Origin of the sequence: Streptococcus sp. SG2 (assembly GCF_030439925.1) — a bacterium.
GTDB classification, from domain to species: domain Bacteria; phylum Bacillota; class Bacilli; order Lactobacillales; family Streptococcaceae; genus Streptococcus; species Streptococcus gordonii.
Map to the genome: position 1 here is coordinate 342,769 of NZ_JAQFJD010000001.1, position 22,238 is coordinate 365,006.

Consider the following 22,238-nt stretch of genomic DNA (forward strand, 5'->3'; position numbering starts at 1 on the left):
ACACTGGTTGATACATGATATAATTTTCTTCAAATAATAAGACAGAGGACATAAATGAAAAAGAAATTTATTGTTATTTTTTTACTAATGATCATTTTTAGTTTTTTAGTATTCTTCACTTTGTCAAATCAAAGCTCAAAATTAAATTCAAGTAAATTCATTCAATCTACCACCCCAACCTTGTTCTTTCACGGTTATGGCTCCAGTGTTAATGCGGAAAGGCATATGACAGAATCAGCTAGAAAGGCTGGTGTAACAGAAACAATAATTCAAGCGAATGTTGACAGAACAGGTCAGGTCACTTTAAGAGGCCATATTCCCAAAGGTGCAATCAATCCAATTGTCATGGTTCAATATGAGGACAACAGAAATCCTGACTATTTACAAGATGCAGCATATGCTAAAGCAGTAGTTGAAAAACTTAAGCAAGCTTATGGATTTCAAGAAATGAAGATGGTGGGACATTCTATGGGAAATATGTCCATTCTTTATTATCTTTTAGAATACGGAAGTGAAGAAAATCTACCTAAATTGATTAAGCAGGTTAATTTGGCGAATCATGTAGCTGGTTTAGAGAATTGGAACCTTCCATCAAACTTGACCTTAGATTCCAAAACAGGACAGCCGTCTGCGATGAATGAACAATATCAAAAACTTACTGGATTAAGAGAGGTTTATCCTGACAAACAAATAGACGTTCTGAATATCTATGGTGATATTGGTGGAAATACAGACGGCTCAGTCCTAAACATTTCATCAAAAGCGCTAAAATATTTGCTAATCAATCATGCTAAATCCTATAAAGAAGTCAAAATATCTGGGCGAGGAGGCCAGCATAGCAGATTGCATGAGAACTCTGAAGTAGATCAGCTTTTAATAGACTTTTTGTGGAGAAAATAAGAGAATTTTAGCTCCAAACAGTTTTCTTGCCAAAGGAATAAGATAAAAGAACAGAGAGTTTTACACTAATTATGAATCTTTAAGGACTCTTTTTATATTTTCTTTATGCAAACCTTTTCCACTTTGAAAAAATCTGATATAATGGGGTTGAATAAAAGAATCAGAGGAGAGAACAATGTCTAAAAAAATCATTGGTATTGACCTTGGTGGTACCTCCATCAAATTTGCAATTTTAACTCAAGAAGGACAAATTCAAGAAAAATGGTCTATAAAAACAAATATTTTAGATGAAGGAAGCCATATCGTTGATGATATGATTGAATCTATTCTTCATCGTTTGGACTTGCTTCAGCTTACTGCTGAACATTTCTTAGGAATCGGAATGGGTTCTCCTGGAGTGGTAGACCGTGAAAAAGGAACTGTTATTGGTGCCTATAACCTAAACTGGAAAACCTTGCAACCTGTAAAAGAAAAAATTGAAAAAGCTACTGGGATTCCATTTTTTATCGACAATGATGCGAATGTCGCAGCATTGGGGGAACGCTGGATGGGAGCTGGAGAAAATCAGCCTGATGTTGTTTTTATGACCTTAGGAACTGGTGTAGGTGGCGGTATTGTCGCTGAAGGTAAACTTCTTCATGGCGTTGCCGGTGCAGCAGGAGAGCTTGGGCATATTACTGTTGATTTTGATCAGCCAATTCCATGTACTTGCGGAAAGAAGGGCTGTTTGGAAACTGTTGCGTCTGCGACAGGTATTGTCAACTTAACTCGTCGGTATGCTGATGAGTATGCTGGCGATGCTGAATTAAAGAAACTCATCGATAATGGAGAAGAAGTCACAGCTAAAACAGTTTTTGATTTAGCAAAAGAAGAAGATGAGTTAGCCCTTATCGTTTATAGAAACTTCTCTCGTTACCTAGGAATTGCTTGCGCGAATATTGGATCAATCCTTAATCCATCTACGATTGTTATCGGTGGCGGTGTATCAGCTGCTGGACCTTTCTTGTTAGAGGGAATTCAAAAGGTTTATGACGAAAATACCTTCCCTCAGGTTCGTACATCAACAAAATTAGCTTTGGCAACTCTAGGAAATGATGCTGGTGTTATCGGTGCAGCATCTTTGGTTCTTCAATAATTTAAAAATTCATTTTATTCTCCTGCAGACTCTGTGGGAGAGTTTTTATGGGAAGTTTGCTATAATACTAGAAGTTGTTTACTGTTGAAGGAGATCTAATGACAAAAGCTGATACGATTTTTAAAGAAAATATTAGAAGAATATTAAAAGAGGGAGTATTCTCTGAAAATGCCCGTCCACGATACAAGGATGGAAATGTGGCTAACTCCAAATACATCACTGGTTCTTTTGCTGAGTACGATTTGAGCAAAGGAGAATTCCCGATCACGACTCTGCGCCCTATTGCCATTAAGTCTGCCATCAAGGAAGTACTCTGGATTTATCAAGACCAGTCTAATAGTCTAGGACTGCTCAACGACAAGTATAATGTTCACTATTGGAATGATTGGGAAGTTAGCGATACGGGTACCATTGGTCAGCGTTACGGAGCGGTTGTCAAGAAGCATGATATTATCCATAAAATTCTCCAACAGCTGGAAGCCAATCCTTGGAATCGTCGCAACATCATTTCTCTATGGGATTATGAAGCTTTTGAAGAAACAGACGGCTTGCTCCCGTGTGCTTTCCAAACAATGTTTGACGTTCGTCGTGTGGATGGAGACATTTATCTGGATGCGACTCTGACTCAACGTTCCAATGATATGCTAGTTGCTCACCATATTAATGCTATGCAGTATGTGGCTTTACAGATGATGATTGCCAAGCATTTTGGCTGGAAGGTAGGCAAGTTCTTTTACTTTATCAATAACTTGCACATCTATGACAATCAGTTCGAGCAGGCGGAGGAGCTGTTGCGTCGAGAACCTAGCGACTGTCAGCCACGGCTCGTTCTAAATGTGCCTGACGGGACCAATTTCTTCAATATTAAAGCAGAGGATTTTGAGTTATTAGACTATGATCCAGTTAAACCTCAGCTCAAATTTGATTTAGCAATTTAATTTCAATAATTCCTACCGAAGTTTTTCGGTGGGATTTTTCTTTCGTAGCAGATAATTGCAGGAAAGATATAAAGTGGTATAATGACAATAGATATAACTGTTGCAAACGCTTACCTTTGGAGGTGCTAATATGATAGCTGGTTTTTTAAAGATGCATAGACCAAAACAATCTTGGGGTCTTGTATTATCTATCGCTTTGCTTGCAATTCTTGTCTTATTCTTCCAAGTAGCAGAAGTCAAAGCTGATGATCAAGTTCGCTTAAATCACTGGAGAGTAGAGAAGAGAGAGCAATCTTCAGTTGAAGTGCTTGATGGTTCGAAACAGATTGAATCTCGAAACCACAAGAAGACTTTAAGAGAGAAACGGAAATCTCTTGCTCTTCGCTGCCATGGAAAGGGGCCCAAAAACAAACAAAATCAAACAAGTGGTGAAGAGACTGCTACAGAGGAAAAGTCAAAAAAGAGAGATGCTTGTGATGTAGATCCTAATACTGATAATTCGGAGACGGAGACCGCTTCTGTTGAACATAAAAGATCAGATTCTACAGTATTATATATTTCTGCATTTGGAGTTTTAGCTCTTTTGGTAGTTTACATTCTATTCATGAAGGCTAAAAAAAATAAATCTTAAATCCGAAGTTTAATTCGATAACCATTGAGGTTATCGAATTTTTATCTGTTTTCAGTTGGAAATAAATGAAGAGAAGTGGTAGTCCAATCAAGTCTTTTTTTATATTTTTTGATAGAATAGAAATATCAATTAAAAGGATTATGAAATGACTAAAAAGATTGCGGCGATTTGGGCACAAGATCAAAATGGACTGATTGGAAAAAATCAATCCCTACCTTGGCATTTGCCAGCAGAGTTAAAGCATTTTAAAGAAATTACTTCCGGTCATGCTATATTAATGGGAAGAGTGACTTTCGATGGTATGGATCAGCGTGTTTTACCAAACCGGACAAGTCTTATTCTGACTAAGGATCCGAATTATACTGTTGAAAATGAATCTGTCTTAATTTTTCATGACTTACCTTCTGTTTTAAAATGGTATCAGGAACAGGAAAAAAATCTTTATATCATTGGCGGTGGTCAAATTTTTTCCTTATTTCAGCATCACTTAGATGAAATTATTAAAACTGAAATTCATGCTAGTTTTGAGGGTGATACTTATTTTCCAAAGGATTTTGACTTAACAGCATTTAGAGAAGTCAATAGCCAATTTCATCCTAAAGATGACAAGAATGCCTATGATTTTACCGTGAAAGTTCTAGAAAGAAAGGGTTCATAAAAAGTGGAAAGAAGTGTTTTTGGGGTTTTTACGGCCTTTTTGTGCGCCATTTGCCTTGTTTGTTCCGTACAAACTTTTAGAAAAAGGCGGTATGGTTTGTCCATTTTATTTTTGCTTAATGCCTTTACAAATTTAGTGAATAGTATTCACGCTTTTTATATGACTTTATTTTAATTTGACGAATATATATTAAAGGGAGACTAGTATTATGCCTACAAATCGTAATGAAGAGATGATGGTATATTGTTCATTTTGTGGGAAGAACCAAGATGAGGTTCAAAAGATTATTGCGGGTAATAACGCTTTTATTTGTAATGAGTGTGTAGAATTAGCACAAGAAATTATCCGTGAAGAATTAGCCGAAGAAGTCTTAGCTGACTTGTCAGAGGTTCCAAAACCTCAAGAATTATTGCATATTCTAAACCATTATGTCATCGGTCAAGAACGTGCTAAAAGAGCGCTGGCTGTAGCGGTATATAATCACTACAAGCGTATTAATTTTCATGACAGTCGCGAAGAAGATGATGTTGAATTGCAAAAATCAAATATCTTAATGATCGGTCCAACGGGTTCTGGAAAAACTTTTCTTGCTCAGACCTTGGCTAGAAGTTTAAATGTACCGTTTGCGATTGCTGATGCGACAGCTTTAACAGAGGCTGGTTATGTCGGAGAAGATGTAGAAAATATTCTTTTAAAACTTTTGCAGGCAGCTGATTTCAATATCGAACGTGCAGAACGCGGAATCATATACGTAGATGAGATTGATAAGATCGCTAAAAAGAGTGAAAATGTTTCTATCACGCGCGATGTATCAGGTGAAGGAGTACAGCAGGCTCTCTTAAAAATTATTGAGGGTACTGTAGCAAGTGTTCCGCCTCAAGGAGGTCGCAAACATCCGCAGCAAGAGATGATTCAGGTTGATACCAAAAATATTCTTTTCATCGTTGGTGGTGCCTTTGATGGGATTGAAGAAATTGTAAAACAACGTTTGGGCGAGAAAATTATTGGTTTTGGTCAAAATAACAAAGCTATCGATGAAAACGAGTCCTACATGCAAGCTATTATTGCTGAAGATATTCAAAAATTTGGGATTATCCCTGAATTAATTGGTCGTTTGCCTGTTTTTGCTGCTCTGGAACAACTGACTGTAGACGACTTGGTTCGTATTCTTCGCGAGCCTAAGAATGCTTTGGTTAAACAATACCAGGCTCTCTTGTCTTACGATGATGTTAAACTAGAGTTTGATGATGATGCTTTACAGGAAATCGCGAACAAGGCCATTGAGCGCAAAACTGGGGCCCGTGGTCTACGTTCTATCATCGAAGAAACCATGATGGATGTTATGTTTGAAGTTCCAAGTAAAGAAAATGTGAAACTTGTCCGAATCACTAAAGAAGCTGTTGATGGTACGGATAAACCAATTTTAGAGACTGCTTGAGGTCAGAATATGGAAATTAACACACATAATGCAGAAATTTTGCTGAGTGCGGCTAATAAATCTCACTATCCTCAAGATGATATTCCAGAAATCGCTCTTGCTGGTAGATCTAACGTCGGTAAATCAAGTTTTATTAATACGATGCTTAATCGTAAAAATTTAGCGCGTACATCTGGGAAACCTGGGAAAACTCAATTATTAAACTTCTTCAATATTGATGATAAACTTCGGTTTGTTGATGTTCCAGGCTATGGTTATGCTAAGGTTTCAAAGACTGAACGTGCTAAATGGGGAAGAATGATTGAAGAATACCTGACCAGCAGAGTGAATCTGCGAGCTGTAGTCAGTTTAGTTGATTTACGACACGAACCAAGTGCGGATGATGTTCAAATGTATGAATTTTTGAAGTACTATGAAATTCCAGTGATTCTAGTAGCAACAAAAGCAGATAAAATTCCTCGTGGAAAATGGAACAAACATGAATCGGCCATCAAGAAAAAACTAAATTTTGACCCAGCCGATACATTTATTCTCTTTTCATCAGTAGATAAAACTGGTATAGATGCATCTTGGGATGCAATCTTAGAAAAAGTTAATAAATAACAAAAAAACAGAAGGAAACTTCTGTTTTTTTACTAAGAAAAAGTAAAACTGTCATGAAATTGTAACCAATTCGCATTTTATGTCATTATTTATTATGCTACAATTATTGTAGTATTTTTTAGGAGTTAAGACTATGAAGAAGAAAATGAGTGCACTTTTAGCAGTGATGACACTATTTATGTCTGCTATTATGATTAGTGCTTTACTAGCAAACAATACAAAGTCAGTTGATGCTAACGAAGAACAAACAGTTCAATACTATAATCCAACTGAAGTATTTATTTCTCAGATAGCTGAATCAGCTCGTCAATTGGGTCAGGAGAATGATTTATACGCTTCTGTAATGATCGCCCAAGCTATTCTTGAAAGTAATTCAGGTCGCTCAGGCTTAGCTTCAGCGCCTCACTACAACCTCTTTGGTGTAAAAGGACACTACGGTGGCCAGTCTGCTACAATGCTTACTTGGGAAGATGATGGTCAAGGTAATGCTTATAATATTGATGCAGAATTCCGTTCTTACCCAAGTTATTATGAATCATTACAAGATTATGTAGCAATTCTTCGCCAAGGTTATTATGCCAATGCATGGAAGAGTAACACAACTAGCTATCAAGATGCAACAGCGGCTTTAACTGGTGTTTATGCAACGGATTCAAGTTATAATGCAAAATTAAATTATATTATTGAAAAGTATAACTTGACTCAATATGATACTCCCAGTTATCAGCAAGCATACAGTGGCGATCTTGTTTATAATATTTATCGTCAGCAGTATACTAGTCAAGAAATATTGGACGAAGACGTCGCTTGGGCGAATCGTTAAACGAAAAAGTAGGAAAAGAGTTAGGAAAAGATCCTAATTCTTTTTTCTCTTAAAATTTAAGAAAACGATTTCGTAATTCTTCATTTTATGATATAATGGTCGTAATATTTTTTAAGGGGAAATTAGTATGGCAGAATCGTCATTTATCACAAAAGTTGCATTTGCTTGTCAGAAGAAAGAGGCCTTATTTGATAGTAGTAAGGCAAAGTATGCTGTTCGTTCTATGTACGCTGGGGCTTTCTTAACATTAAGTACTGCTGCAGGAGCAATTGCTGCAGACGTTATTAACAAGATAGTACCAGGCTCTGGACGCCTCCTGTTTCCGTTCATATTTGCTTGGGGATTGGTATATATCCTCTTCTTAAACGCTGAGTTAACAACATCAAACATGATGTACTTGACTGCAGGAACTTTTTTGAAAAAAATCAAGTTTTCTAAAGCCTTGCTGATTTTACTGTACTGTACTTTCTTTAATCTTGTTGGAGCGGCAATTATTGGTTGGATTTTCAACCAAACAGTAGCTTATGCTGGATTGACACCGGATGGCTTCGTTGGGACAGTTGTTGCAAACAAGCTTAGCCGAGGTAATAGTGTAGTTTTATTTGAAGCTATTGTGGCTAACATTTTTGTAAATGTTGCTATTTTATCATTCTTATTGATTAAGAGTTCTACAGCAAAAATGTGGATCGTCATTTCAGCTATATATATGTTCGTGTTTTTGACTAACGAACACTTGGCTGCAAACTTTGCCTCTTTCTCATTGATTGCTTTCAATAAGATTGCTAGTCAGGTCCAAGGATTTGATGTTTTCAATATTTTAAGGCATTTCAGCATTACATTTATTGGTAATGTAATTGGTGGTGGTCTGTTGATTGGTCTTCCATATGCTTGGATGAACAAAGACGAAGAAACGTACGTTGATTAGATATAATTAAAAAAAGTTCAGGAAAACCTGACTTTTTTTCTTTTTTTGTGTTATAATAGATAAAATTTATTGGAAATAGAAAGTTTTCAGATAATGAACAAATCTTATTTTTACCTAGATATGAAAACTCATGAACTTCTTGTCCCATATAGCCAGACAAAACGTAGAGTTCGAGTCTTATTGCCGAAAAATTACTCAGAGGATCTTGAAAAAAGTTATCCTGTTGTTTATTTTCATGATGGACAAAATGTTCTTTATAGTAAAGAGTCTTTCAGCGGTCATTCCTGGAAGATTATTCCAATTATCAAACGCAATCCTGATTTAGAAAAAATGATTGTCGTCGCAATTGATAATGATGGAGTCAATCGAATGAATGAATACTCGGCGTGGAAGTATAAAGAAATGAATATTCCAGGTGTTTCTTTCGGTGGTAAAGGCAGTGAGTATGCTGAATTCGTAATGGATGTTGTTAAGCCCTTTATTGATGAAAATTATCGAACCAAATCTGATTTCAAACATACAGCTATGATTGGGAGCTCTTTAGGTGGTAATATTACTCAGTTTATAGGTGTTGAATATGAAAATCAAATTGGTTGCCTCGGTGTTTTTTCATCCGCTAATTGGCTTCATCAAGAAGATTTTGATCGCTATATCAAGCGTCAATCACTTAAACTGAATCAACGTGTCTTTATTTATGTTGGAACCGACGAGGCAGATGATACGGATAAAACCTTGATGGCTGGTAATATAAAACAAGCATATATTGATTCATCTGTTAAATACTATCGTCAGCTCTTAGTTGCTGGCATAGATATTGACAATCTTGTTTTAAAAATCCAGGCCGGTGCCGAACATAACGAGATTGCTTGGTCAGAACATTTACTTGATTGCCTTCGTTTTTTAAGTGAGCAGTGGTAAATACAGTCTAAAGGAAATGATCTCAATGTATCAAAGAAAGGAGTCTATTATGCATGTTGAATTTTTAAGTCATTGGAGTGGAAATCTTAATCGAGAAATGTATGTTAATCGCTATGGGCATTCTGGTCTTCCTGTTCTCGTCTTTGCCTCTTCTGGTGGAAGTCATAATGAATATGCAGACTTTGGCATGATTGATGCTTGCTCTGGTTTTATTGAAGCTGGTAAAGTACAATTTTTTACTTTGAGCAGTGTTGATAGTGAAAGCTGGTTAGCAGATTGGAAGAGTCCGCACGATAGAGCAGAGATGCATCGTGCTTATGAACACTATGTCATCCAAGAAGCCATTCCTTTTATTAAACATAAAACGGGCTGGTTTGATCCTATGATGACGACAGGCTGTTCAATGGGTGGTTATCATGCTATGAATTTCTTTCTTCAACATCCCGATGTTTTTAATAAAGTAATTGCTCTTAGCGGTGTCTATGATGCACGATATTTTTTAGGTGATTATGGGAACGATGAAGCAGTTTATCAGAATTCCCCAGCAGATTATATTTGGAATCAAAATGATGGCTGGTTTATTGATCGTTATCGACAAGCAGATATCATTGTTTGCACCGGTCATGGAGCTTGGGAGGCGGATGGATTGCCATCTTTTTACACTTTGAAAAGAGCTTTTGATTATAAACAGATTCCTGCTTGGTTTGCTGAGTGGGGCCATGATGTGGCTCATGACTGGGTCTGGTGGCGTAAGCAAATGCCATATTTCCTTAACGAACTCAACCTTTAATGGAGGTCATTTATGAATTATATCGTTATATCCCCTTATTATCCTCAAAATTTTCAACAGTTTACTGTAGAATTAGCTAACAAAGGAATTACTGTTCTGGGAATTGGCCAGGAACCGTATGACCAATTAGATCAACCTTTAAAAGATGCTCTGACAGAATATTTCCGTGTTGAAAATCTCGAAAATCTTGACGAAGTAAAAAGAGCTGTTGCCTTTCTCTTCTATAAGCATGGGCCTATTGATCGGATTGAATCTCATAATGAATATTGGTTGGAGCAGGACGCTCAGCTTCGTGAACAATTTAATGTCTTTGGAGCTAAGCCAAAAGATTTGAAGAAAACAAAATTTAAGTCTGAAATGAAAAAACTCTTTAAAAAGGCTGGTGTTCCTGTTGTGCCTGGACAGGTTGTCAAGACCATTTCAGGAGTTGACTTAGCTGTTAATAAACTTGGTTTACCTTTGATAGCTAAACCAGATAATGGTGTAGGAGCAGCAGCGACTTTTAAATTAGAGACGAAAGAAGACGTAGAACATTTCAAATCAGAATGGAATCAAGAAACAGTTTATTTCTTTGAAAAGTTTGTTCAGTCAGGTGAGATTTGTACATTTGATGGTTTGGTAGATAAAGATGGTAATATTGTCTTTTCAACTACCTTCGACTATGCCCATACACCTTTAGATTTGATGATCTATAAGATGGATAATTCCTACTACGTCCTCAAGGATATGGATCCCAAGCTCCGTGCTTACGGAGAAGCAATTGTTAAAGTCTTCGGTATGAAAGAGCGTTTTTTCCATATTGAGTTCTTCCGTGATGGGGATGATTATGTGGCAATTGAGTACAATAACCGTCCTGCGGGTGGTTTTACAATTGATGTTTATAATTTTGCTCATTCAATTGATCTTTACAAAGGATATGCGGCTATTGTAGCAGGAGAGCCTTTCCCAGCTACACACATGGAACCACAGTTCTGTCTAGCTACTTCACGTCGTGCTTCAACTAATTATGCATATGCTGAAGCAGATTTGCTGGAGAAATATAGAGATAACTTCAAGGTAAAAAAAGATATGCCAGCTGCCTTTGCAGAGCTGCAAGGTGACTATCTTTATATGTTGACCACTCCTAGTCGTGATCAAATGGAGCAAATGATTGAAGATTTCGCCAAAAAAGCAGACTAAGCTAGATTATGTCTTTCTATTATTTAACAGTTTAAAATTGCTAAAAACTAATCTAGCATAAAAAGTTTGTGAAATTTTTAATTAAACTTCTAGAACCAGTCTATTCAATGGATAGACTGGTTTTTCTTTGTGAAATGACAAAAAGCATAAATTTTGACAGGGTTTTCATAATCGTTTAAAATATAATAGTAAATTGTAGGTTAGAAAGGCAATAATATGGCGACTTTAGACAAATCTCTCCTATTAGAGATGTTTCGTAAGATGGAAGAAATCCGTCGTATGGACTTAAAAATTGCACAACTAGTAAAAAAGGGAAAAGTTCCGGGTATGACTCACTTTTCTGTTGGAGAAGAAGCAGCAAACGTTGGAGCTATGCTAGCGTTGAATGAAGACGATCTGATCACATCCAACCATCGGGGACATGGTCAAGCTATCGCAAAAGGAATAGATCTCAATGGAATGATGGCTGAAATCCTCGGGAAATACACTGGAACCTGTAAAGGGAAAGGTGGTTCTATGCATATCGCCGACCTGGATGCTGGTAATCTTGGTGCCAATGGTATCGTAGGTGGTGGTATGGGAATCGCAGTCGGTGCAGCCCTCAGTCAGCAAATGAAACATACTGGTAAAATCGTAGTCTGCTTCTTTGGAGACGGTGCGACCAACGAAGGTGTTTTCCACGAAGCAGTTAATATGGCTTCTATTTGGAAACTGCCAGTTATTTTCTACTGCATTAACAACGGTTATGGAATCTCTGCGGATATCAAGAAAATGACTAATGTAGAGCATATCCATCACCGTAGCGCTGCATATGGAATCCCTGGAATGTTTATCGAAGATGGAAACAATGTCATTGATGTCTATGAAGGATTTCAGAAAGCTGTAGATCATGTTCGTGGTGGCAATGGCCCAGTCTTGATCGAAAGTGTAACTTATCGCTGGCTTGGTCACTCATCATCTGACCCTGGTAAATATCGTACCCGTGAAGAAGTGGAATTGTGGAAACAAAAAGACCCAATCGAAAACCTTCGCAAGTACCTCATTGAAAACAATATTGCAAGTGCCGAAGAATTGGAAGAAATCCAAGCACAAGTTAAGGAAGCAGTAGAAGCTTCTGTTAAATCTGCAGAAGAAAGCCCATTCCCACCACTAGAATCAGCATTTGAAGATATTTACGCAGACTAAGGAGAAAGAGATAAAAATGGAAACAAAAACAATGTCGTTCCGTGACACCATTATCCTTGCTATGTCTGAGGAAATGCGTCGCGATGAAAATGTATTCTTGATGGGAGAAGACGTCGGTGTCTTCGGAGGAGACTTCGGAACTTCTGTTGGAATGCTCGAAGAATTTGGTCCAGAACGCGTCCGTGACTGTCCGATTTCTGAAGCTGCTATCTCTGGAGCAGCAGCAGGAGCAGCCATGACAGGACTCCGTCCAATTGTCGATATGACCTTTATGGATTTCTCAGTCATTGCCATGGACAATATCGTCAACCAAGCTGCTAAAACACGTTATATGTTTGGTGGTAAAGGTCAGGTTCCAATGACAGTTCGATGTGCAGCTGGTAACGGAGTTGGTTCTGCGGCCCAGCACTCACAATCTTTAGAGTCTTGGTTCACTCACATTCCTGGACTTAAGGTTGTAGCACCAGGTACACCTGCTGATATGAAAGGACTGCTCAAGTCTTCTATCCGTGATAACAACCCAGTTATCATTCTTGAGTACAAGTCGGAATTTAACCAAAAAGGGGAAGTGCCAGTTGATCCAGACTACACAATCCCACTTGGAGTTGGTGAAATCAAACGTGAAGGTACAGATGTAACAGTCGTTACTTATGGAAAAATGCTTCGCCGTGTGGTTCAAGCTGCTGAAGAATTAGCAGAAGAGGGAATTTCAGTTGAAATTGTGGACCCTCGTACCCTTGTTCCGCTTGATAAGGATATCATCATCAACTCAGTTAAGAAGATTGGTAAGGTGGTGCTTGTCAACGACGCCCACAAAACAAGTGGCTATATCGGAGAGATTTCAGCTATCATTTCAGAGTCAGAAGCATTTGATTATCTAGATGCACCAATCCGCCGTTGCGCCGGAGAAGATGTGCCAATGCCTTATGCACAAAATCTAGAAAATGCAATGATTCCAACAGTTGAAAGCATCAAAGATGCAATCCGTAAGACTTATAGCAAAGAATAATATTACATAAATTAAATTGTGTAAATTTTTAAAGATTTTAACTTTAATAACTTGAGTTATGTTTTGTATCCAAGTTGTATATAAAGTTGCGACAGTTTTTTGACGAATCGATAATATTCGAAAAAAAATTTAGTAAGTCTACTAGGTTGACCGCCTAATAGCGGCAACCGTAGTAACTTGAGACGCGTTTCGTGTCCAAGTTACTTGTAGAGTTGAACACGGGCTAAAAGCTCGGAAAAAAGATAAATCTCCTTAACTTCATCGAAGCCTGCGTAGATTTCCTATTTTTCGATCGCTTTTAAACGCCTTTTGTATCATGTAATTGAATTCGGACGGAGGTCTGCGAAAAAAGATAGATTTCCTTGTGTTCATCGAACACATCGTCAATCTCCTATTTTTTCATTGCCCTTTGCGTCCTTAATATATTATATTCGAACACGGGCTAAAAGCTCGGAAAAAAGATAAATCTCCTTGGCTTCATCGAAGCCAGCGTCGATTTCCTATTTTTCAGTCGCTTTTTACGCCCTTAGTATCATAATTAGAATTGGAGAGGTCATGGCTGATGACAAGCTAAGAGCGACTCCTGCGGCTAGAAAGTTAGCGGATGATCTAGGGATCAACCTCTATGACGTTTCTGGCTCAGGTGCAAACGGTCGTGTCCACAAAGAAGACGTGGAAACTTATAAAGACACAAATGTGGTTCGCATTTCGCCACTTGCAAAACGAATTGCCCTCGAACATAACATTGCTTGGCAGGAAATCCAAGGAACAGGTCATCGTGGCAAGATCATGAAGAAGGACGTTTTGGCCTTGCTTCCTGAAAATATCGAAAACGACACCATCAAGTCTCCTGCTCAAATTGAAAAAGTGGAAGAAGTTCCAGACAATATCACTCCTTATGGTGAGATTGAGCGTATTCCAATGACACCAATGCGTAAGGTTATCGCGCAACGTATGGTTGAATCTTACCTAACTGCGCCAACTTTCACACTCAACTATGAAGTTGATATGACTGAAATGCTGGCTCTTCGTAAGAAGGTTCTTGAGCCAATTATGGAAGCAACTGGTAAGAAGACTACTGTAACAGACCTTCTTTCACTCGCTGTTGTGAAAACATTGATGAAACATCCTTACATCAACGCTTCATTGACAGAAGATGGCAAGACCATTATCACTCACAACTATGTCAACCTTGCTATGGCAGTTGGTATGGATAATGGATTGATGACACCTGTTGTCTATAATGCTGAAAAAATGAGCTTGTCAGAGTTAGTTGTAGCCTTTAAGGATGTGATTGGTCGTACTTTGGATGGTAAATTGGCTCCAAGTGAATTGCAAAATTCAACATTTACAATCAGTAACTTGGGTATGTTTGGTGTTCAGTCCTTTGGGCCAATCATCAACCAACCAAACTCAGCAATTCTCGGAGTTAGCTCAACAGTTGAGAAACCTGTCGTTGTTAATGGCGAAATTGTTATCCGGCCAATTATGAGTCTGGGCTTGACCATTGACCACCGTGTTGTCGACGGAATGGCTGGAGCTAAGTTTATGAAGGACTTGAAGGCTTTGATTGAAGATCCAATTTCGATGTTGGTATAAGATTTTATTTTCTTTGCTATTCTCAAAAGCAAAGAAGCGCTCAGCAAGTGAAAAACGAAATTAGAAAAGGAAATAAAGATGGCTTTAGAAGTAATTATGCCAAAAGCCGGCGTAGATATGACCGAAGGGCAAATTGTCCAATGGAATAAGAAAGTCGGCGAATTTGTCAAAGAAGGGGAAATCCTTCTGGAAATCATGACTGACAAGGTCAGCATGGAATTGGAAGCCGAAGAAGATGGATACTTGATTGCCATCCTCAAAGGAGATGGTGAAACTGTCCCTGTAACGGAAGTTATCGGTTACCTTGGGGAAGAAGGTGAAAACATCCCAACAGCCGGAGCGGCAGCACCAGAAGCTAGCCCAGGGCCTGCAGTTAGTGCCTCAAACGACGATGGCAAGAGCGATGATGCCTTTGATATCGTTGTGATTGGTGGGGGTCCTGCTGGATATGTAGCGGCCATTAAAGCAGCTCAACTCGGTGGTAAGGTTGCCCTTGTTGAGAAATCTGAACTCGGTGGAACCTGCTTGAACCGTGGCTGTATCCCAACCAAGACCTACCTTCACAACGCTGAAATCATTGAAAACCTTGGTCACGCTGCTAACCGGGGTATTATTATCGAAAATCCAAGCTTCTCAGTAGACATGGACAAGGTCCTTGAAACTAAAAACAAGGTCGTAAATACCCTTGTTGGCGGTGTTGCCGGTCTTCTCCGCAGCTACGGCGTAGATGTTCATAAGGGAATTGGTACCATTACTAAAGATAAGAATGTTTTAGTAAATGGTTCAGAATTGCTTGAAACCAAGAAAATCATCCTTGCTGGTGGTTCAAAAGTCAGCAAGATCAATGTTCCAGGTATGGAGTCATCTCTTGTGATGACCAGCGATGATATTTTAGAAATGAACGAAGTGCCTGAAAATCTGGTAATTATCGGTGGTGGTGTTGTCGGTATTGAGCTTGGACAAGCCTTCATGACATTTGGCTCAAAAGTCACTGTCATTGAAATGATGGACCGCATAGTACCAGCCATGGATGCGGAAGTTTCTAAAAACCTTCGTCTCATCTTGGAACGCAAGGGCATGACTATCCTTACTGAAACCAAGTTGGAAGAAATTATCGAGGAAAACGGCAAACTCCGTATCAAGGTTGAAGGAAAAGAAGATATTCTCGCAGATAAGGCTTTGCTTTCTATCGGACGTGTGCCAGACTTAGAAGGTATTGGTGAGGTCGAGTTTGAATTGGATCGCGGTCGTATCAAGGTCAATGAGTACATGGAAACTTCTGTTTCAGGTATTTACGCACCAGGAGATATCAATGGTACTAAGATGTTAGCTCACGCTGCCTTCCGTATGGGAGAAGTCGCTGCTGAAAATGCTCTGAAGGGTAACCATCATGTTGCTAAACTCAACCTGACACCTGCAGCTATCTACACCCTTCCTGAAGTAGCAGCAGTTGGTTTGACAGAAGAGCAAGCTCGTGAGAAATACGATGTAGCAATTGGTAAGTTTAACTTCGCTGCTAATGGTCGTGCTATCGCTTCAGATGCAGCTCAAGGCTTCGTTAAAGTCATTGCTGACAAGAAGTACGGAGAAGTGCTCGGTGTTCATATCATAGGTCCTGCAGCTGCAGAGTTGATCAATGAAGCATCAACCATCATCGAAATGGAAATCACTGTTGAAGAAATGCTTAAGACTATCCACGGTCACCCAACCTTCTCAGAAGTCATGTACGAAGCGTTTGCTGACGTACTGGGATTGGCAGTTCACTCACCTAAGAAAAAATAATTTAAAAGATAGATTAGACTGGGCATATATCATTGTTCCAGTCTCTATCGTATAAAGAGGAAGATTATGAAATACATTGTTAACTACTCAAATGATACAGCTTTTAATATTGCTCTGGAAGAATATGCTTTCAAACACCTCTTAGATGAGGATGAAATTTTCCTGCTCTGGATTAACAAGCCTTCTATCATCGTTGGGCGTCACCAAAATACCATCGAAGAAATCAACCGTGATTATGTTCGTGAGCATGGCATTGAAGTTGTGCGTCGTATCAGTGGAGGCGGAGCTGTTTATCACGATTTAAACAACCTAAATTACACCATTATCTCTAAGGAAAGCGAAGATCGTGCCTTTGACTTCAAGAGCTTCTCTACACCAGTTATCAATACCTTGGCAGAGCTTGGAGTAAAAGCTGAATTCACTGGCCGCAATGACCTGGAGATTGACGGTAAGAAGTTCTGTGGTAATGCACAAGCCTATATCAATGGCCGTATCATGCATCACGGTTGCCTGCTCTTTGATGTTGATTTGTCTGTCTTGGCAAATGCACTTAAAGTCTCTAAAGACAAATTCGAATCAAAAGGAGTTAAATCTGTTCGTGCTCGCGTGACAAATATTGTCAATGAATTGCCAGAAAAGATTACTGTCGAAGAATTCCGCGACCTACTTCTGGACTATATGAAGAAAGAATATCCAGAGATGACAGAATATGTCTTCTCTGAGAAAGAACTGGAAGAAATCAAGCAAATCAGAGATAGCAAGTTTGGAACTTGGGACTGGAACTATGGTAAATCACCTGAATACAATGTGCGTCGTGGCACCAAGTTTACCAGCGGTAAGGTAGAAATCTTTGCCAATGTTGTTGAATCCAAGATTCAGGATATTAAAATCTATGGAGACTTCTTTGGTATTGAAGACGTAGCAGCAGTAGAGGATGTGTTACGTGGTGTTAAATACGAACGAGAAGATGTCCTTGAAGCTCTTGAAACGATTGATATCAGCCGCTACTTTGCTGGAATCAGCAGAGAAGAGATTGCTGAAGCTGTTGTAGGGTAAAAATCTTTTAAATTTAAATCGAGAAGTAAAATCTTCTTGATTTTTTTATTATAAAAATAAAAAACATCCTTAGTTTGACAAGCTTTTCACAAAGTATTAAACTAAAAGAGAAGACAACGCCAATCAAGTTTATTAGAAAGGATTACTAGCTATGGATAAATTAAGCGGAAAAATTGCTTTAATTACTGGTGCAGCTGTTGGATTAGGTGAAGGAATTGCTCAAGTCTATGCCAAATATGGCGCAAAATTATGTCTTTTTGATTTAGATCCTCACGTCGAAGTAACTGCTCAGAAGTTAAGAGATCATTACCATCAAGATATTATTAGTTTTATAGGTGATGTTAGTAATAGACAAGACTTAGAAGAAGCAGTCACTCTAACACTTGAAAAGTTTGGTAGCCTAGATATTGCCTGTTGTAATGCTGGTATTTGTCGCTTGGCACCATTTGATCGAATGTCCGACCAAATTCGTGATCAGCATATTGACGTCAATATTAAAGGTGTATGGAATAGTTGCCAAGCTTCTTTAAAACCTATGCTAAAACAAGGATATGGTTCAATCGTCATAGCTTCTTCTGTCACTGGAGACCTTGTGGCAGATGCGGGGGAAGCGGCTTATGCAATGACAAAGTCAGCTCTTGTTGGTTTAACAAAAGCACTAGCAGTAGAATACGCCCACAAAAATATTCGGATAAACTGTACTCAATTAGGCTATGCTCGAACACCCATGGTTGAAAAAATGGCTCTTGAATCTAATCCTATTAATCCAGAAGAACCTATCCAAGATATTGCTTCAGCAGTCCCAATGAAAAGATTGGCAAAACCAACAGAAGTTGGCGAGTTGTTTGCTTTTCTAGGTAGTGATGAATCTTCTTATCTAACCGGTTCTCAAATTGTAATTGATGGAGGCAGCACTCTTCCAGAAACGCTAAGTATGGGGACAAATCATTAATTAAGCAAAAAACATTACATAATAATAATTATGTAATGTTTTTTGCTATAATTTGTCCAAAGCATTCTTTTGCTCGTCGTTGACAATATGGGTGTAGAGGTCCGTTACCTGAGTACTAGCATGCCCTAGCTGGTGACTGACGAGAACTTGAGATTTGGTTGCATCGTATAAACGTGTAGCAAGTGTGTGGCGGAGTTTGTGTGGCGTCACTCGCACCTTGAAATCCTCAGAATACTTAGCTACCATTTTTTCGACACTGGAAGCATCGATTCGATTAGGAGTGCCACGGTATTCAGTCAAAAAGAAGGCTGTATCAGTCTTTTCGGCCTTGTATCGTTTGCTCCGAATGCTCAGATACTCTTCTAAATAGGGCTTAGCAAAAGCAGCAACATTGACAGAGTCCCTTTTTCCGCCTTTTCTAGTCACTTCAATGACCATCATCTTTAGATTGATGTCTTTCAGATCCAGATTGACAGCTTCAGACAGACGAACACCAGAGGCTAGTAGCAAGGCAATGATGGCTAAATCTCGTTCTTTGTTCTTGTTGAAGGAGGATAGCGCACGGTTAGAGAGCTTCTTAGTGTACTCCCTATCAATATACTGGAGGAATTCTTCTGTCTCATCTCCTAAAAAGAGCTTCTGCTTAATATTCTCTGCACGAGCAGCCAGAGTTTCCTTTTTCTTCTTGGTAGCAACTTTTTTCATCACATTTCGATAGAAGTAGGGCTCACCCTGCTCGTTTTCCACTTCCTCAGTCAAATACTTATAGAGACTAGACAAAGCAGAAAGTGTTCGGTTAATGGTTGTCTGCGAAACACCGTTTTGGGTGGTATGAGCATTGAGAAGCGGGCGCTCTCGCAGATACAGAATAAAAGCTTCCATGTCTTTCTTGCTCATATTTTCCAAGATCGAGAGAGGAATCTCAGCAATATGGGAAGCATCCGTGATACCAGATTCTAGCACCCAATTAAAAAAGCGATCATATTCTTTGAGATATTCGTATAAGGTTGTAAAACTATAAGGTACCGCCAGCTTAGACTGGTAATATTCCAGAATGTACCAGGGCATAGTGGCCTTAAGTCTATCAATTCTTTCTAATAACAGTTCACGTCTCATCATATTTCTCCGTTTTTTCTATAAAAGTAGTATAGCATATCTAGATATATTTTTCAAGAAAATTATAGTTTTTCGGAAAGATGTAAGAGGGCATATATAGTCCAACTTTATTACAAAAGGATAACCAAAAAAATTTTTTAAGCCAATTATACTCAATTATGTACTTTATTTAAGTGAACACTGGAATTTTTTACTACTCTCAATTCAGTTGAAAATGTACTTTATTTAAGTGAAAACTAAAAAATTTTCAAATGTACATTTTGACAATAAAAAAACACTCTAATATCAATTTAATGAAATTTAGAGTGTTTTTATTTATCTATATTTTTTCAAACTGTACAAAGTGTTCTTGCTTTCTTCTGTGGCCTTTGCAAATGGAACACGACCTTTTATTGCGTTTTTTGTATGCCATTCTTTCTTTTACTTGAATTTTGTAACGGTGATTAAGATTTTCTTGACATATCCACCATACAGGCAGAATACTCAACTCTGTAATTTCAGTTGGACTTACTATCAAGGAGTTATTTAGATAATCCCACTCATTCATTAGACTTTGTTGCGTTGTTGCTAAATCGTTAAATCCTTTTAATACTTTTTGATTTCTACAGTATGGACAAGAATTTTCTCTGTAAAATTTTTCTTTAATAATTTTCTGATATTCTCCAGTACATACAGGGCATTTCCACCATGCATTATATGTTGAATTTGCCCTTACTGAAGACATTTCTTGTTTATTTAATGATGACCATTCTTTAATTAACCAAGGATGTGTTGTTTCAAGATCATTATAACCTTTTGCAGTCTTCTTAAAAGAACAATATGGACAACATTGGTCGTTTTTGTGGCGATCAGAAATTTTTGCTTTAAAACTTCTGTGACATTTTCGACAAATCCAATTGGTTAAAGCATTTGAATCATAAAAGAAGGTATCAATATCACCATTCAGTTCTTTTACCCATTCATTGTTTAAGTACGGTTTAACATAGCTTAGTGTTTCATTTGGTTTAGGAATTTTTTTATTACAGTAAGGACATATAGAATTGAGACTATTAGAATTATTGTTTGTAAACACACCTAGAACAATCCCTAATCTCTCCTGAAATTCTAAATCACAACAATCACAAATCCAATTAAATATTTTATTCTCGGTTTCTGACGATTTCGTCACCTCATCAGGTTTTTCTACATTCTTGCTACTCCAAAGGTCACACAACTCAGGATAAGTATCTGCAATTGTATTATAACCTTTTAATGCTTGTTCATCATTACAATATGGACAGCTATCTATAACTTCTTTTCTTATTGGAATTGAACAAAGGTATTCACCTTGACAAACAGAACACTTCCACCAATATTTTTTTGTTTCAATGTGGCTCAATGCTAAATGAACAGGCAATCCATTTTTATCGCTCCATTCTTCCTGTAATTTTGGGAAATTATAGAGTATATCATTGTTAAAAACAAGTGTATCCCAATCACAATGATTAGGACAAGTTTGAAAATTACTATTCTCTAAGTCGGTTCTTGAAATCATTTCATTAGGACTGCAATGAAAATTGACATTGCAACAAGGACATATCCAATTTATACATTCAGAAGACTTATGCCAGTATTCAGAAATAGATTTATCATTACTTTTATCCCAAAATTTCTCTAAATAAGGATGAGTTTCTTGTAAAGTATTATACCCTTTTAACATCAACTTATCATCACAATAAGGGCAGCCTTCGAGATGCCTTTTAACAACACTACAGTCATATTGACCATAACACTTAAAACACTGCCATCTTACTAAGATGTCGGATAAGCTATCAATCATATTACTTTTTACAAGAGTTGGAATAAATTGCTTAAAAAGATTTCTATCTGTATGCAATAGGGGGTTGGCTTTCACTTTAATTACGGTATCAAATGTTGCTTTACAGTTATTACAATAGAAACCATCTCTTTTGATTCTTGAAATTAGCCGATCAATAGACAACTTAAAGATATGGTCACATTTGTCGCATTTCCAATTTCTAGGGATTGTAACATTGTCATTTAACTTCAAATCATTAAACTCTACATTGTTTTGCTCCCCTGGAAGATAAATTTTCCGAAGATTAGGGTATGCTTTAGTGTAAGGTACAAAATGTGTACTTTCATTACATCCAACATGAACAAGCTCTTGATTATGTTTATTGATTAATTTAGAAGTGTTTGCTACATCTTTCCAACCAACATGACAGGTAGGACATTTGAAGTGAAATAACCTCTTTGAAGAAAAAGATAAATTATCAATCTCTTCCTGAATGGTTTCTATATTTTCATAATGAAAGTTTATGTACCTTAGAAAGTTAGGAATCCTTGCAGATATAGAGTTTTCCCCTTTTATGAACACTTTTCCAAGCTCACATACTGGACAGATTTTTGAATGATTTTGAATATTCTTATAAGATTTTGATGTACTTGCTTTCCATTCATAAGAACAGGTAGGACATTTCCAGTTAATGTGTTTTTTACTGGTAATTGTTATTTTTTCTACATCTATTTTGATATTCTTGTCAAAGTCCCAATAGTTCAATAAGGCTGGAAAATCAGTGATTAAGTCTGACATTTTCT

At 37.8% G+C, this 22,238-nt stretch carries 20 protein-coding genes; 18 read left to right on the plus strand and 2 right to left on the minus strand.

Annotated elements, in window-relative coordinates; all coding sequences use genetic code 11:
- Positions 1-54 precede the first annotated feature (54 nt).
- From PCY09_RS01675 to ucpA, 18 genes are all read left to right on the plus strand, one after another.
- A complete protein-coding gene (locus PCY09_RS01675; protein ID WP_045634816.1) occupies positions 55-900 on the plus strand; it encodes an alpha/beta hydrolase in 846 nt (281 codons plus the stop codon).
- A 175-nt stretch (positions 901-1,075) separates the two neighbouring features.
- Positions 1,076-2,035: an ROK family glucokinase gene (locus tag PCY09_RS01680; protein ID WP_045634817.1), complete on the plus strand. Its 960-nt coding sequence runs from the start codon at positions 1,076-1,078 to the stop codon at positions 2,033-2,035.
- A gap of 98 nt (positions 2,036-2,133) precedes the next feature.
- Positions 2,134-2,973 (plus strand): thymidylate synthase, encoded by an 840-nt coding sequence (locus PCY09_RS01685; RefSeq protein WP_045634818.1) that lies wholly within the window; start codon positions 2,134-2,136, stop codon positions 2,971-2,973.
- A gap of 130 nt (positions 2,974-3,103) precedes the next feature.
- A complete protein-coding gene (locus tag PCY09_RS01690; RefSeq protein WP_045634819.1) occupies positions 3,104-3,604 on the plus strand; it encodes a hypothetical protein in 501 nt (166 codons plus the stop codon).
- Positions 3,605-3,749: 145 nt separating this feature from the next.
- Positions 3,750-4,262 carry a dihydrofolate reductase gene (locus tag PCY09_RS01695; RefSeq protein ID WP_045774031.1) on the plus strand — a complete coding sequence of 171 codons (513 nt, stop codon included), beginning with the start codon at positions 3,750-3,752 and terminating at the stop codon, positions 4,260-4,262.
- 208 nt (positions 4,263-4,470) lie between these two features.
- On the plus strand, positions 4,471-5,700 hold the full coding sequence (gene clpX / locus PCY09_RS01700; RefSeq protein ID WP_008808666.1) for an ATP-dependent Clp protease ATP-binding subunit ClpX: 1,230 nt from the start codon (positions 4,471-4,473) through the stop codon (positions 5,698-5,700).
- Positions 5,701-5,709: 9 nt separating this feature from the next.
- Positions 5,710-6,303: a ribosome biogenesis GTP-binding protein YihA/YsxC gene (gene yihA / locus PCY09_RS01705; protein WP_125397049.1), complete on the plus strand. Its 594-nt coding sequence runs from the start codon at positions 5,710-5,712 to the stop codon at positions 6,301-6,303.
- A gap of 133 nt (positions 6,304-6,436) precedes the next feature.
- The gene (locus PCY09_RS01710; protein WP_061600435.1) at positions 6,437-7,126 is read left to right on the plus strand and encodes a glucosaminidase domain-containing protein; all 690 of its coding nucleotides are present in this window, start codon (positions 6,437-6,439) and stop codon (positions 7,124-7,126) included.
- Positions 7,127-7,253: 127 nt separating this feature from the next.
- Positions 7,254-8,051: a formate/nitrite transporter family protein gene (locus PCY09_RS01715; protein WP_227955167.1), complete on the plus strand. Its 798-nt coding sequence runs from the start codon at positions 7,254-7,256 to the stop codon at positions 8,049-8,051.
- A 93-nt stretch (positions 8,052-8,144) separates the two neighbouring features.
- Complete coding sequence (locus PCY09_RS01720; RefSeq protein ID WP_045502979.1) at positions 8,145-8,969, plus strand: alpha/beta hydrolase; 825 nt, start codon at positions 8,145-8,147, stop codon at positions 8,967-8,969.
- A gap of 49 nt (positions 8,970-9,018) precedes the next feature.
- Complete coding sequence (locus PCY09_RS01725; RefSeq protein WP_045634825.1) at positions 9,019-9,759, plus strand: esterase family protein; 741 nt, start codon at positions 9,019-9,021, stop codon at positions 9,757-9,759.
- Between the two features lie 12 nt (positions 9,760-9,771).
- Positions 9,772-10,938, plus strand: coding sequence for an acetyl-CoA carboxylase biotin carboxylase subunit family protein (locus tag PCY09_RS01730; protein WP_061593130.1), 1,167 nt, complete (start codon positions 9,772-9,774; stop codon positions 10,936-10,938).
- A gap of 216 nt (positions 10,939-11,154) precedes the next feature.
- Complete coding sequence (locus PCY09_RS01735; protein WP_125397048.1) at positions 11,155-12,123, plus strand: thiamine pyrophosphate-dependent dehydrogenase E1 component subunit alpha; 969 nt, start codon at positions 11,155-11,157, stop codon at positions 12,121-12,123.
- A gap of 16 nt (positions 12,124-12,139) precedes the next feature.
- On the plus strand, positions 12,140-13,132 hold the full coding sequence (locus PCY09_RS01740) for an alpha-ketoacid dehydrogenase subunit beta (protein WP_125397047.1): 993 nt from the start codon (positions 12,140-12,142) through the stop codon (positions 13,130-13,132).
- Between the two features lie 555 nt (positions 13,133-13,687).
- Positions 13,688-14,731, plus strand: a complete 1,044-nt coding sequence (locus PCY09_RS01745) for a dihydrolipoamide acetyltransferase (protein WP_061600429.1) — start codon at positions 13,688-13,690, stop codon at positions 14,729-14,731.
- A gap of 78 nt (positions 14,732-14,809) precedes the next feature.
- The gene (gene lpdA, locus PCY09_RS01750; RefSeq protein WP_045634830.1) at positions 14,810-16,513 is read left to right on the plus strand and encodes a dihydrolipoyl dehydrogenase; all 1,704 of its coding nucleotides are present in this window, start codon (positions 14,810-14,812) and stop codon (positions 16,511-16,513) included.
- A gap of 66 nt (positions 16,514-16,579) precedes the next feature.
- Positions 16,580-17,569, plus strand: a complete 990-nt coding sequence (locus PCY09_RS01755) for a lipoate--protein ligase (protein ID WP_061585046.1) — start codon at positions 16,580-16,582, stop codon at positions 17,567-17,569.
- Positions 17,570-17,720: 151 nt separating this feature from the next.
- A complete protein-coding gene (ucpA, locus tag PCY09_RS01760; protein ID WP_125397046.1) occupies positions 17,721-18,521 on the plus strand; it encodes an SDR family oxidoreductase UcpA in 801 nt (266 codons plus the stop codon).
- 45 nt (positions 18,522-18,566) lie between these two features.
- On the opposite strand, the gene xerS is transcribed toward ucpA, so the two are convergent.
- Positions 18,567-19,637 carry a tyrosine recombinase XerS gene (gene xerS / locus PCY09_RS01765; RefSeq protein ID WP_045634833.1) on the minus strand — a complete coding sequence of 357 codons (1,071 nt, stop codon included), beginning with the start codon at positions 19,635-19,637 and terminating at the stop codon, positions 18,567-18,569.
- 319 nt (positions 19,638-19,956) lie between these two features.
- Positions 19,957-22,233, minus strand: a complete 2,277-nt coding sequence (locus tag PCY09_RS01770) for a zinc-ribbon domain-containing protein (protein ID WP_064520801.1) — start codon at positions 22,231-22,233, stop codon at positions 19,957-19,959.
- Positions 22,234-22,238 lie beyond the last annotated feature (5 nt).